12 protein-coding genes and 1 other annotated feature are annotated in these 13542 nt (G+C 49.5%); of the genes, 9 read left to right on the top strand and 3 right to left on the bottom strand.

Annotated elements, in window-relative coordinates:
- Complete coding sequence (locus F6I03_RS03930; RefSeq protein ID WP_070430177.1) at window positions 1-1692, bottom strand: sulfatase family protein; 1692 nt, start codon at window positions 1690-1692, stop codon at window positions 1-3.
- Window positions 1693-1712: 20 nt separating this feature from the next.
- Entirely contained in the window at window positions 1713-2999 is a 1287-nt protein-coding gene (locus tag F6I03_RS03925; RefSeq protein ID WP_070430178.1) for a cation:proton antiporter, read from the bottom strand.
- A 201-nt stretch (window positions 3000-3200) separates the two neighbouring features.
- Between F6I03_RS03925 and F6I03_RS03920 the strand changes: the two genes are divergently transcribed.
- The 3 genes from F6I03_RS03920 to F6I03_RS03910 all read left to right on the top strand — a co-directional run bounded on the left by F6I03_RS03920 (window position 3201) and on the right by F6I03_RS03910 (window position 5943).
- On the top strand, window positions 3201-4274 hold the full coding sequence (locus tag F6I03_RS03920; RefSeq protein WP_070430179.1) for a threonine aldolase family protein: 1074 nt from the start codon (window positions 3201-3203) through the stop codon (window positions 4272-4274).
- Window positions 4275-4309: 35 nt separating this feature from the next.
- Window positions 4310-5296 carry an alpha/beta hydrolase gene (locus F6I03_RS03915; protein WP_070430180.1) on the top strand — a complete coding sequence of 329 codons (987 nt, stop codon included), beginning with the start codon at window positions 4310-4312 and terminating at the stop codon, window positions 5294-5296.
- Between the two features lie 77 nt (window positions 5297-5373).
- Entirely contained in the window at window positions 5374-5943 is a 570-nt protein-coding gene (locus tag F6I03_RS03910; RefSeq protein ID WP_070430181.1) for a YdcF family protein, read from the top strand.
- A 192-nt stretch (window positions 5944-6135) separates the two neighbouring features.
- Here F6I03_RS03910 and F6I03_RS03905 read toward each other — a convergent pair whose 3' ends face one another.
- Window positions 6136-6741, bottom strand: coding sequence for an SOS response-associated peptidase (locus F6I03_RS03905; protein WP_070430182.1), 606 nt, complete (start codon window positions 6739-6741; stop codon window positions 6136-6138).
- 116 nt (window positions 6742-6857) lie between these two features.
- Here F6I03_RS03905 and F6I03_RS03900 point away from each other — a divergent pair, with 116 nt between their 5' ends.
- From F6I03_RS03900 to F6I03_RS03875, 6 genes are all read left to right on the top strand, one after another.
- Entirely contained in the window at window positions 6858-7379 is a 522-nt protein-coding gene (locus F6I03_RS03900) for a hypothetical protein (RefSeq protein ID WP_070430183.1), read from the top strand.
- Window positions 7380-7639: 260 nt separating this feature from the next.
- Window positions 7640-8890, top strand: coding sequence for a hypothetical protein (locus F6I03_RS03895; RefSeq protein WP_083290477.1), 1251 nt, complete (start codon window positions 7640-7642; stop codon window positions 8888-8890).
- Window positions 8891-9048: 158 nt separating this feature from the next.
- Window positions 9049-9906, top strand: coding sequence for a MetQ/NlpA family ABC transporter substrate-binding protein (locus tag F6I03_RS03890; protein WP_070430184.1), 858 nt, complete (start codon window positions 9049-9051; stop codon window positions 9904-9906).
- 125 nt (window positions 9907-10031) lie between these two features.
- Window positions 10032-10265: a binding site (T-box leader), on the top strand.
- Window positions 10266-10321: 56 nt separating this feature from the next.
- Window positions 10322-11158, top strand: a complete 837-nt coding sequence (locus F6I03_RS03885) for a MetQ/NlpA family ABC transporter substrate-binding protein (protein ID WP_070430185.1) — start codon at window positions 10322-10324, stop codon at window positions 11156-11158.
- 23 nt (window positions 11159-11181) lie between these two features.
- Entirely contained in the window at window positions 11182-12015 is an 834-nt protein-coding gene (locus tag F6I03_RS03880; RefSeq protein WP_070430186.1) for a MetQ/NlpA family ABC transporter substrate-binding protein, read from the top strand.
- A 16-nt stretch (window positions 12016-12031) separates the two neighbouring features.
- Window positions 12032-13240, top strand: coding sequence for a M20 family metallopeptidase (locus F6I03_RS03875; protein WP_070430187.1), 1209 nt, complete (start codon window positions 12032-12034; stop codon window positions 13238-13240).
- Window positions 13241-13542 lie beyond the last annotated feature (302 nt).

The following is a 13542-nucleotide window of genomic DNA, read 5'->3' as shown; positions in this document are numbered from 1 at the left end:
CTAGTCTTTATTCTTCAAGGCAGAATTCTTATCCAATTCCTCCTGGCTGATTTGGCCGTTTTCTACGGCTGCCTGGTTAAGGCCTTGGACATAGTCTTCATAATCTGGCATGAAGGCCACTTGTTCCCAGTCACCGGTTGGTAGGTCCGCTTGGTTGGCCTGGGCCTCACCAGGGGTAGACCGGCCTTCCTTAATGTATTGAACCAGAGCCTGGCTGAGGTCAGCGACCACATCCGGATGGTCGTCGATGACATTGTGGCTTTCAGAGAGGTCGTCGCGCAGGTCATAGAGTTCGGTGGCTTGGAAGGTCTCCTTATAGCTGTCCACATTGCGCTCATAAGCACCTAAACCGCCATCTTTGACCATGATGAGCTTCCAGAAGTCACGGCGGATGGAGAAGCCCCCGTTACCAGCTGAATGGATGATGTCTTCGCGGATGGCTTGGTCCTCACCCTGCCAGAGGGGGAGGTTGGAGTAGCTATCTTCAGCGACATCATCGCGTTTGTCCTCACCGAGGATATCGGCAATGGTGTTGTAGAAGTCGGAGTGGGAGACCATGTGGTTAGAAACCGTATTCGCTTCGATCATCCGCGGATAGGTCACGATCGTAGGTTCCCGGTGACCGCCTTCCCAGATATGCATCTTATGACCGCGGAGCCCGTTACTTGGGTCGTGGCCTTCTTCTTCCTTCAAGCGGTCAATATCGACAATCGGAGAGGCTCCGTTATCGGAAGTGAAGATGAATAGGGTGTCATCGTAGATACCGGCTTCCTTTAGCTTATCGGCAATCTCACCGACATAGGCATCCAGTTGGAGTACGAAGTCCCCATAGTCGCCAATCCCAGATTTGCCGCGGAAGCGTTCTTGAGGGATGATGGGGCCGTGGACCAGGTGGTTAGGATAGTAGAGGAAGAAGGGAGCATCCGCTTCAATCATATCATCTAGGACTTCCAGGGCCTTGGCTTGCATTTGGTCAGGCACATGGTAGGGGCTGTGTTCAGGGGCCATAACGCCGGCTTCGATAGAGCGGTTGGTTTCAGGCTTAATCCGAGAAATATTATGGTCTCCAGCCATGTATTCGGGTTGGAAGAGGGCTCGGTCATTCTCGATAATGGTGAAGGGGCCTTGGTCCAGACTGGCTGCTGTCCCGTAGAAGTAGTCGAAGCCGTAGTTGAGCGGACCAAATTGAATGGGTTGGCTATAATCGATATCTGTTCCTCGGAAGATAGGTTCCGCTGTGGTATTGCCGAAGTAAGGGCGGCCCTTCTGATAGTCCGCTTCTTGGTCACGGTACTTGTCCCCGTCTACGCCATAGCGCTCATAGTCCTTGTGATCTTTTAGGGTCCATTCCATCCCCAAGTGCCATTTACCAATGGCTGCTGTTTGATAGCCGTGGTCCTTGAGCATTTGCGGGAGGGTGCGCCGGTCCTTCTCAATGAGACTTTGGGCGTCGCCAGGAATGACAGTACTCTTGAGCTGAGACCGCCAGTTGTAGCGGCCGGTTAAGAGCCCATACCTTGAGGGCGTACAGAGGGCGCTGGTGGCATGGGAATCGGTGAAGCGCATGCCGTCCTGAGCGAGGGCATCGATGTGTTCGGTATGAATCTTGGACTCAGAGTTGAAGGCAGAAACATCGCCCATTCCTAAGTCATCTGCAAAAATTAAAACAATATTTGGTTTCTTTTGACTCATTAAAAGTCCTCCTTTAAATGTTAATAATCGTAGTAGCGGGTATCCCGACTCTGTGTGCAATAAGAGGTGTCCTCGTTCACATAGTCGTCATCGTCGTCGGCTTGGTCCGTTTCGTCGGCCCATTCATAGGCCTTCTTCGCCATGAGCACAGCGATAATTTCATTGACCAGGGCAGCAGCAGGGATGATGACCTGGATACTGGCTCCGAGGTCACTGGCCACCTGACCAATTGCTTGGGCTGCCATGGAGGAGAAGACGAGGGAGATACCGGAATGGGGCATCATGGTTAAGGCCAGGTACTTTTGGACGCTGGGGTCTGCTTCGATGCGCTTACCTCCCAGATAAGACCCAATAAAACTACCAAGTAGGCGGAAGCTAATATAGGCCAAACTCCAGATCCCAGCTTGGACGAGCAAGCCAGGATCGAGTGGGGCGGCGAGGTTCAAGATGATAAGCAAGAGCCCAGCTGATTGGATGGGGCTAAAGTCATCACTCAGGGCCTCGCGTTGGTCGTCTGAAATGACATTGACCAGGGCGGCTGAGAAAGCCGCTCCCAGTATGATGTAATTGGCCATGGGACTAGGGTAGAGCCAGTGGTCAATCGCTAGCATGATCGCAGTTGTTAAGACAATACTCGTGAGGAAGCGACCAATACCTGATTCTTCCGCTCCGGATAAGAAACGACCGGCTAGATAACCTAGGCCGACACCGACTAGGATCGGAAGGACCATCATCAAGGATAGATTGAGTACAGCCGAAGTGGAAGCCTCACTCACTTGGGACTGGACAACCGAAATGAAGAAGTAGAAGATGATGTTCACTAAGAGAGTATTCATAACAGTCATAGAAACCGTTGCCCGTGAGAGCGGCCCATCAGTCTTATATTCGTTAATGACCGATAGCACTGGGGCTGGGGCTGTGGCCATAGCAATCACCGCGAAGATGATCGCAATCAGGAAAGGCACCCCGATCCAAGCGAAAATCAGGCCAAAAGCCAGGCTGACCATCAGGAAAATTCCTAGCATCTGCCAGATAGCGAGTTCAAAGATGGAGGTCCCAACTTTTTTAATCTGACTCACAATTAAGTTGGACCCAATCATGATACCGACAATAACTTGGGCCAGGGTAGCCAGTAATTGGAAGGCGGGGTGGCCTGTAATACCTTCATGAAAGAGATTGAGTAGGTTAGGGCCTACCAACATGCCGCATAGGAGCCAGCCCAGGATAGCAGGCAGTTTGATTTTTTGGATTAAGCGGCCTGCTCCATAGACCAAGGCAATGGCTAGAAGAAAATGTAAAAATGGCATAAAAAACCTCCTTTTTTGATTTAAAGTATAAAAATAACCTATCTTTACTCTAACATGAATTGCGTGAAAATTCTGTTCTAAGCTCTTGTGAATAAAGAATTTTTTTATGATGGAAGAGTAAAAAAATGATTAGACATCCCCTCATTTGTACATATAATTTTAAGAAAAGGAATGAAGTCTTAAGAATGAGAGGTGCTCGATATGTTTTCTTTTGCCTGTGATTATTTAGAGGGTGCTCACGAACGCTTGCTTAGTCGTCTGATGGCGAGTAACCGTGACCAAGCACCAGGCTATGGCCAAGACCCCTATACGCAAGGGGCGGTTCAAGCGATCCGACAGGCTTGTGCTTGCCCTGAAGCAGAGGTTTATTTTACGGTGGGTGGGACCCAGACCAATAAGTTGGTGATTGATAGCTTACTGACAGACTATCGTGGCGTGATAGCGGTAGATACTGCCCATATCAACACGCAAGAGACCGGGGCGGTTGAATCTCGTGGCCACAAAATTTTGACTATCAGCCACGACCAAGGCAAGCTCACAGCTGAGCGCTTAGCGGCCTATCTGGAAGCCTTTGAAGCTAATCCTAACCGCGCCCATATGGTAGCTCCCGGGATGGTCTATATCACCTATCCGACGGAGCTTGGAACCCTTTATTCCAAAGAAGAATTGACCCAAATCTATCAAATCTGCCAAGATAATGACCTTCCCCTCTATATTGATGGCGCTCGCTTGGGTTATGGTTTGATGAGCCCCGAGGCAGACCTGACCCTCGCTGAGCTCGCACACTTGTGTGACGCTTTCTATATTGGTGCCAATAAGATTGGGGCCCTTTGTGGGGAAGCCATTGTCTTTAGCCAGCGACCGGCTCCAGCTTATTTCCCAGCCCTGGTCAAACAACACGGGGGGCTAATTGCTAAAGGCCGCTTACTCGGTATCCAATTTGATGAACTCTTTAAGGATGGTTTGTATGATGAGCTGAGCCAGCACGCGGTCAATCAGGGCCTAGCGGTCAAGCGAATTTTTGAAGAGGCAGGCTATACCTTCTATACGGATTCCTATACCAACCAACAGTTCGTTATGCTCAGGCCAGCAGAGGCTGCCCAATTAGCGGATCATGTGGGCTTCAGTACTTGGGGGCCAACAGCGGATGGCCAAGTCATCCTCCGCTTTGTCACCAGTTGGGCCACGACTGATGCCGCTATTGAAGCGCTCGAAGATGCTGTTAAACACATTTCACTTGCGAAAAAGCTTGAGCCGCAAGCTCATATTGTTTAAAATATAATATATTAAACAATATAAGGAGCGATTAAGTGAATCGGAGGAAGAAAAGGTCCATCTTATATGGCCTAGTTATTGTCCTGGTCTTGCTGGGACTGAGCACGTTTGCGGTAGGGTCTTATTTCGTCAACTATGCCCTCGTTCCCCAGCAAGGGGCAGAGAATCGCCAGGAAAAGCTTGCGCCCTCTCCTGGACAGCTGGCTATTGACCAGGCTAGGGCGAGAGAAGAGAGGGCAAGGCAGGACTGGCTAGACCACTTGGGCAAGCGCCGTCAGCCGGTGTCGATCCAGTCAGCAGACGGCTTAAGGCTCTATGGTCACCAGATTAAGCAAGAAGGAGCCAAGCATCGCTGGGTCATTATCGTCCATGGTTATCAGTCCAGTGAAGACGAATCTAATCTTCTGGCTAGGCACTTCGACGAGGCGGGCTATAATGTCTTAACCTATAACCAGCGAGCTCATGCCCCTAGCCAAGGCGACTATATCGGGATGGGCTATCTTGAAAAGGATGACCTCTTAGCTTGGACAAAGTGGCTGGCCCAAGAAGATCCCCAGGCGGAGATTGTCTACCATGGGACCTCCATGGGTGGGGCAACGGTTCTAATGGCATCGGGCCTGGCCCTGCCTAAGCAAGTGAAGGCGATTATTTCAGATTGCGCTTATAGCTCAACTTGGGAAATTTTTGCTTCAGAATTGAAATGGCGCTTTAACTTGCCCGCTTTTCCGGTCCTTTATATGGCAGAAGTGATGGGACGCTTGCAGGCAGGTTATGATATCCGCTGGGCTGAACCGAGAGATTATGTGGCTAAGAGCCACTTACCTATTCTCTTTATTCATACCGAAACAGATGATTTTGTCCCAGTTGAGATGGCGCGTGAACTCTATGCTTATAAGAAACAAGGGCCCAAAGCCCTCTATCTTCTTCCAGAAGGGGGCCATGCTGAAGCTAAATTCCAGCCCGCCTATTACCAACAGCTTGAGGACTTCTTAGCTGACTATTTAAGCCCGAGTATGGATTAACTAAGCCTGGAGAGCTAAAACAAGCAAAGTCTCCAAAAACTTGCTAGAATAGGGCGAGTGACGAAAGGGGTCTTGTTATGCTCCATCTTGGCTTAGGAATTCTTATTATTCTATGCCTTCTTGCACGCTTCATTTATCTTTATTACCATCTAGATACGGGTCAAGCGCCCCAGCCAGCCGATATCATTCTAGTGGCTGAGGGACCGGCTCCGGAACGAAGTGACCAGGCGGCAAAGCTCTTAAAGGCGGGCTACAGTCAGACGGGTTACCTATTAGTCTCTCCCCGTCATGCTCACAAGGATTGGGATATATTTCCAACTTACATCAAGAAAGGTGCACCAGCTCAGGCTTTAGTGGCTGAGGACCAAGCGACCTCTACCTGGACCAATGCGGTGAATAGTCTAGCAATCATGGCTGACCGGGGCTGGACCAGTGCCAATGTGGTGACGAGTGACTACCACATGCGGCGGACCATGCTAACCTTCCATCGGGCCAACCGCAAGTATGGCTTCGATCTGACCTTCGTGAGCGCCCACCGGGATGGTCATGGCTACCGGGCAACACCCAATGGTCGGCGGATGGCTCGGATGGAAGTGCTGAAGTGGGTGGGCTACCGGCTCTACCTCTATCACTGGATTGATTGGTAGACCATTTTAACAATCAAAATTAAAGAGATTGGGGCAAAGCTCCAGTCTCTTTTAAAATACGAACTATTTTTTAAAAACCTGCTCCAAAAGTCAGCTCTGACTCCACTTCATAAAGGCTAGCCGAGCCTCTGGCAAGGCTCTTCTATCCTTTATTCCAGTGGTTCAGAGCTTAACGACTTTTGTCACACTCTTTTATTCTAAGTCCAGGGTGACCAGGTGGCTGAGCTGGTCGGGGCTGTCTTTTTGCATGGCGAGTTCTGGGCTCTGTCCTTGGTAGTTGGAGGCGTAGTGCCAGTCCCCCAACCAGGAGCGGAGGTCTTCCTTATGAATCAGATAGGGCATGCGTTGGTGGACGCGGCCGACAATCTGGTCAGCGGGCTGTGTCATGAGGATGGCCTGGGCTTGGACTTGCCCCTGAGCTTGGGGGATGACCTGGTAACAGCCCCCCACAAAGAGTACCTCACTCGCTGAGAAGAGGAAGCGCGTCTTATCAGCAGACCATTCGTAGAAGGCGGACATGGGGAAGATGCAGCGGCGGTAGCGGAAGGCCTGAGCGAAGGCCAGCTTATCGTTAATCGTCTCGGACCGGGCATTGATCAGGAGCTGTTTCTTCTTGAAGCCATCGAAGCCCCAGCGCATAGCAGCCACTCGAACCTTAGCCTGGGGGTCTAAACCCAGACAGAGGACGTCTTGGCCAGGGTAGACGGTGCCTACACTGACCTGGGAGTCCTGTCCCAGTTTCCCATAGAAATGGGCCAAGAGGGGATCGTTAACTTGATATTCATAGCGTCCGCACATGGAATCGCTCCTTTCCTTTTAGCTTAATCATAACACAGGGTTTCTTTTACATAATAATTAACAAATTGTTACAAGTGTGTTACAATAGAGCTAAGAAGGACAGAGGAGGGATCCCCATGAAAAAGAGAGTTATTGCCAGTGTTGGACTTGCTGCTTTATTGGTGGCCCTCAATGTGCCAAATGCAGCGGCTAGTCAATCGCTTTTTGAACTGAATCCAAATGAAGCCAGTCAAGCCTTTCTGAAACAAATTCCAGTGCTTAATCAATTGAGCGCGCGTCCCCAAGTCGTCACTATTGAGACGACTGACCAGGTCGCAGCCCCTATTCAAAGCCAACAAGCTCAGCCAGGGCCAGCCTTTTATCCAGGCAGGGCACCTGAAGCGAAAGCTCAGCCAGCCAAGCGGGCTCAAGCGCCAGTAAGTGAAGTTCAGCCAAGCCAAGAGGCGCCAGAGACGACCAAAGCTTATTTAATGGCACCTAGCCAAGATTCTAAAACAGGCCGGACCCAGTATGAGTACCGGGCCGATAGCCCAGATTCTCGGATCTCTCATCTGGAGGCCCTCTACCAGGTAGATGAGGCCACAGGACAGGTCTACCAGATGGATATCTTAACGGGACAATGGGTCTTGCTTGAGTAAAAGGTACCCTTCTGTTAAATTAAAGGGTCGTTGAATAAATAGAAAAGCTATTGCTTGAGCTAAAAGATGAGCTGTAAGGAAAAAAGGAGTACAATTATTGTACTCCTTTTTTTATGGCCAAAGCTTAAGATAAGCTTAACAATAGGCTTTATTCATACTTTATAAGCTTAAATCGCATTTGATTATCAATAAAAAACATAAAACATGCATCCCGATTATTTTTCCTTATAATGGTAAACAGTGTAAGGAAAGGAAGGAATATGAATACATTTAAAAGTATGGTAAAAATTGGTCTCGCCTATCTCGGCGTGATCATTGGAGCAGGCTTTGCTTCCGGGCAAGAGATGTTCCAGTATTTTGTGAGTTTTGGTAAAATGGGGATTTGGGGTCTGATTATCTCCTCCATCCTCTTCATTGTCGGAGGGGTTGTCCTCCTCCAATTCGGGAGCTACTACAAGGCTCAAGAGCATAGTGAGGTATTTAACCACATCTCATCACCATTTATTTCCAAAGTGATTGATTTCTTAATCAATATGACCCTCTTTTGTACAGGTTTTATTATGATCGCTGGGGCAGGGACAAACCTCAACCAGCAATTTGGTTGGCCAATCTGGGTTGGGGCCCTTTTGGTTTCGATTCTGGTCATTGTGACTGGTTACATGGATGTGGATAAGGTGACAGGCTTAATCGGGATGGTAACGCCCTTTGTCATTGTCTTCTTACTCGGGATCTTTATCCATACCCTTAATACGATGCCGATTCCTTATGAGGAAGCCATGGCGACGGCAGCTGCCCAAACGACGACCCTACCGAACTGGCTGATTTCAACTTTGAACTATACCAGCTTGGCTTTGATGTTGGCTATCTCAATGGCAGTGGTCATTGGGGGCGAAGAATATAGTCCCAAGCAGGCAGGTCTCGGTGGCCTCTTTGGTGGGGTCCTCGTAGGGGCCTTGCTCTTCGCTTCTTTCTTCTCCATCAGCTTGAATATCGATGGGGTTCTGGGCTCCTCTATGCCACTGTTGACCCTCTTCGATAACTTAGACCCTCGCCTAGGGGTAGCTATGGCCATTATCATCTTCGGGATGATCTATAATACGGCAATCGGTATGTACTATGCCCTGGCTAAGCGCGTATCCCGGTCTAAACCCGAAAACTTTAGTCGGAACATGATTATTCTGGTTGGGATTGGCTTCGTGCTTTCCTTCGCCGGTTTCGATACCCTGGTGGCTTATCTCTATCCCTTCATCGGCTATTGTGGTTTCTTCGTTATTGGTCTTCTCATTATTCAGTGGGCCATTCGCTACCGCCACATCCACCGGGAAATCCAGGTCCGTGATGAGTTGATCAAGATGGAAGTTGACCGTCAAGATGAGGACTATGAATTTGGCCGGGAAGAAGCTGCTGACATGCGGGCCCTCTATGATGAATCACGGGTCGATAACAAGGAACTCTATGATGAAGTGACGGAACTCGGTCAAGATATGACGAATGACACAGAAGATGACTAATACTTACACGCAAGAGAAGTCCCAATTAGGGCTTCTTTTTGTTTGTTCTCAAGCCACTTAAGCGGCTTGTTCCCCCAGCCCAGTCATGCTAAGATATTCCTAGTAATAAGCCCCGACTTAAGCGAGACGGGGACTAGAAGAAGTAAGAGGGAGAAATCATGAAGGGATACCAAAAAATTTTGACCCTGGTCTTGGTCGGCTTAGTGAGTCTGGCAGGCTGTGCCAAGCTAGACCTGGGCACTATGGAAACAGCTGCAGAGCCAACTGACCAGGAAAGCATTAAACTAGGCATCATGGGGGACGATACGAGCTTATGGGAACCGGTCCAGGAGCGCTTGAAGGCGCAAGGGATTAGCTTGGACCTCTTTAAATTTACTAGTTATGACCAGGCCAACAAAGACCTTCTCAATGGCCAGATCGATGTCAATGCGAGCCAGACTAAGGCTTATTTAGAGAACTTTAATACCAAGCGCAAGGCCAAACTAGCCCCCATCGGCAATACCATGTTCAGCCCCCTCGGCCTCTACTCGCACAAGGTAGATCATTTGGATGACCTGAGAATCAAAGCTCGGCTGGTGATTCCCAAGGACCCGACGAATGCGGGCCGGGCCTTGAAGCTATTGGAAGAAGCGGGTTTGATTACCCTTAAAGAGAACCTAGAGGGCGAGCCCACGCTAAAAGACATCCAGGACAATCCCAAGCAATTCAAGATTGACCAAGTGGAGGCTGATAAGACCCCGCCAGAACTGACTAAGGCGGACGCCGTGGTGATCAACACGAATTTCGCCCTGGAGGCCAAGATGGACCCTGTTCAAGATGCCCTGGTCCGTGAAGACCTGGCTGAAGAAGAAGCGGCAGCCTATGTTCAAGTCCTGGCTGTCAGAGCGGAAGAAGCAGATGATCCCCGCTATCAGAAACTCGTCGATGCCTTCCAAGCATCTGATGTCGCCGCTCGGATTAAAGAAATCAGTAAAGGGGCCAGCCAGGCCGCTTGGGAAACTTTTGGTCGGCAGTAGCTGAACGGCCCAGGAGACGGCTTTGTTATCGCTATTTCCGATCACCTCTGATGATTTTTTAGTATGGAGTCCAGTCTTGTTCCTGCTTATTTCTCTATGTTAGACTAAGGCTATCAACCAATAAAGAGATCTCGCTGATAAGGAGAGTAAATCTTTCGAACTTTTTAGAGAGGCCCTGGGGGTGGAAGGGGCTAAGGGAGGAAAGATTGAAGATGGCCTTGGAGAGCGGAAGAGCAATCAGAGTTCTTCCCGGCCCAGCTCAGCCGTTAACCGGAGCACCACTCACTATCAAATAGTGGCTGGGTTAAGGGAGCTTAGGCTCTGAATTAAAGGTGGTAACACGATACGTCGTCCTTTGTCTGGTAATGAACCGGGCAGGGGACTTTTTTATTAGGAAAGATAAGGAGCGATTCGCATGAAACAATGGACCAAAGCAGTGATACTAGGGGTGACCTCCCTCTTCGCCTTAGCCGCTTGTGGCAATGGCGGCCAGAGTGCACAAAAAGAAACAGAGACCGTCAAATTAGGCTTGGTCGGTGATGATACGAGAGAGTGGGATATTGCGAAAGAGAAGTTGGCTGACCAAGGCATTAAACTGGAATATGTGAAATTCTCGGATTATAACCAGCCCAACCAGGCCCTAGCCCAAGGGGAGGTGGACCTCAACGCCTTCCAGACCAAGGTTTATCTGAATAACTTTAATGACCAGTATGGCGCGGACTTGGTAGGTATTGGGAATACGGTGGTGACCCCGCTGGCCATCTATTCGGACAAGCATGACAAGGTGGAGGACCTGCCAGATGGGGCCAAGGTAGCTATCCCTAATGATGTGACCATGGGTGGCCGGGCACTTATCCTCTTAGAATCCACGGGCTTGATCGAAGTGGATGATGCGGCTGGCATTACGCCGACGCTCAGTGACATCACGAAAAATGATAAAAATCTTCAAATTGAAGAGATGGACGCCTCACAGACTCCGCGTTCCTTAGGGGATGTGGACATTGCCCTGATCAATTCAAACTATGCCGTAGAGGCCGGCTTGAATCCTAAGATTGACGGCATCTTCACAGAACCGATTGATGAGAAGTCAGAACCCTATGTCAATGTCGTAGCTGCCCGTAAGGAAGACCAGGATAACCCCACTTATGCCAAGGTAGTCGACGCCTATCAAACGGATGAAACAGCCAAGGTTATCGATGAAATTGGTAAAGGCGTTAACATTGCCGCCTGGAAAGAATTCGGCAAGAAATAAGGAATAGAAGAGGAGCGATTTAAATGAATAAATGGACGAAAACAGTAATCCTTGGACTGACTGCCCTCCTAGGGCTCACCGCCTGTGGAAATGGCCAGGAAGCCAAGCAAGAGACAGAAACGGTAAAACTCGGCGTCGTAGGAGATGATACCAGAGACTGGGACAGTGTCCGTGACCGTTTGGCAGATGAGGGGATTAAGTTGGAATATGTGAAATTCTCAGACTACAACCAGCCCAACCAAGCCCTAGCCCAGGGGGAGATCGACCTTAACGCCTTCCAGCACCAAGTCTTTCTGGATAAGTTTAATGAACAATTTGGAACGGACTTAGTTGCGATCGGGAATACAGTGGTTGCCCCACTGGCTATCTACTCCAATAAGATTGATAAGCTTGAGGACCTGGCAGATGGCGCCAAGGTAGCTATCCCGAATGACGTAACCAATGGTGGCCGGGCGCTCATCCTCTTGGAATCAGCCGGTCTGATTGAAGTAGATGACGCAGCCGGGATCACCCCGACCGTGAATGACATCACCAAAAACGACAAGAACTTACAGATTGAAGAAATGGATGCCTCGCAAACACCTCGTGCCCTCGGGGATGTGGATATTGCACTCGTGAATTCAGGCTATGCGGTCGACGCCGGTTTGGATCCCGAAACAGATGCCCTCTTCACTGAGCCTGTCGATGAACGGTCTAAACCCTATGTCAATATCGTCGCCGCACGCAAGGAAGACGAGGATAATCCAGTCTATGCCAAAGTGGTAGACGCCTATCAAACAGATGAAACCAAACAGGTCATTGACGAGAAGAGTAAGGGTGCCAATCTAGCAGCCTGGGAAGAATTCGGTAAAAAATAAGAAAGGAGCCTGAAAGATGACAGCAGACCAATTGAAAGAACAGATTGTAGACTTTGTTGACCAGCATTTGACGACCTATCAGGAGAACGCACTCCGCATCCATAGCCAGCCAGAGACCTCTAATCACGAGTACTTTGCCCAAGAGATTCTGACCAAGCAATTGGGGGCTGAAGGCTTTACCGTGAAGCGGGACGTGGCGGGCCATCCCACAGGCTTTGATGCCCGCTACCAAGCAGAGAAAGAAGGCCCCGTCTTAGCCTTTCTTGCGGAATACGATGCCTTAGAAGGCCTGGGACACGGCTGTGGCCATAATCTTTTCGGGAATTATTCCAGTTTGGCCGCTGCAGCCCTGAAGTCTGTGATTGACCAAGTCGGTGGTGAGATCCGGGTCTACGGGACACCGGGGGAAGAAGGTGGCGAGAATGGGTCAGCCAAGGAGAGCTTCGTGCGCGAAGGCTTCTTTGACGATGTGGATGCCGCGCTCTGTGCCCATCCGGGTTCAGGCAAGCATATTCCAACCAGCCATCTTCTGGCCAATGATCCCGTCGACATTGAATTCTTCGGCAAGTCCTCCCACGCCACAGCGGCACCGGAAGACGGCATTTCCGCTCTTTCTCCCTTAATTCAGACCTTTGTTGGCATTGACGCTCTTCGTTTCCACCTGCCTAAGGATGTCAGTATCCATGGCGTGATCTTAGACGGGGGCCAGGCAGCGAATGTCGTGCCAGACTATAGCCGGGGGCGCTTCTATATCCGGGCCAAGAACCGGAAGACCCTGGATGAAGTCCGTGAGAAAGTGAAGCGGATTGCAGAAGGAGCAGCTCATGGCACAGGGGCCGAGCTCAAGTTCGGGCTCTTCCAGAACAAGGTGGACGATATGATTATCACCGAGAGCTTCGACCAGCTCTTCTTCAAACAGATTGCCTGGGCAGGCTTGACGGCGGATGATATTGGTGAAGCGGACAGCCAGGCCCATGGCTCTTCCGATGTGGGAAATGTCAGCTATGCCGTAGCCACCATCCAGCCCTTCCTAGCTATCTCCAAAGAAAACATTCCTGGACATTCCCAGGCCCTAGTGGATGCGGCAGCTTCTGAGGAAGGCCTCGATTCCATTCGCATCGCGGCCATCCTCCTAGCCTGCACCGCCCTCGATCTAATCCTAGAACCCGATACCTTGGCTCAAATCCAAGCGGACCACAAGGAAAGCCTGGCACGTGGGAATTAAGCACATTTGATAAGGAAGACTGTTTTCACTATTAAAGTGAAGACGGTCTTTTTTTATTTATCAATAAAGCGAATAATTTGAATTCTTAGGACTTAATTTGTTATCAAAAACTCATAAAAGAAAGACAAAATCTATACAAAAAGCCGCGTTTTCGATACAAAAAGGAACTAATTTTGATATTTAGCTTTCAGTTAATAAAATAGTTTGAAACTATAATTTATTTTTGCTTAAATAGTTATAACTGTCCTCGATAATTAAATAGGGATGGGAATTTGATGAGAGATCAAAGTTTTATCGCTTTA

The sequence above is a fragment of the Aerococcus sanguinicola genome (genome assembly GCF_008726925.1).
Classification (GTDB): Bacteria; Bacillota; Bacilli; order Lactobacillales; family Aerococcaceae; genus Aerococcus.
This window is presented reverse-complemented; position numbering and strand designations above follow the sequence as displayed.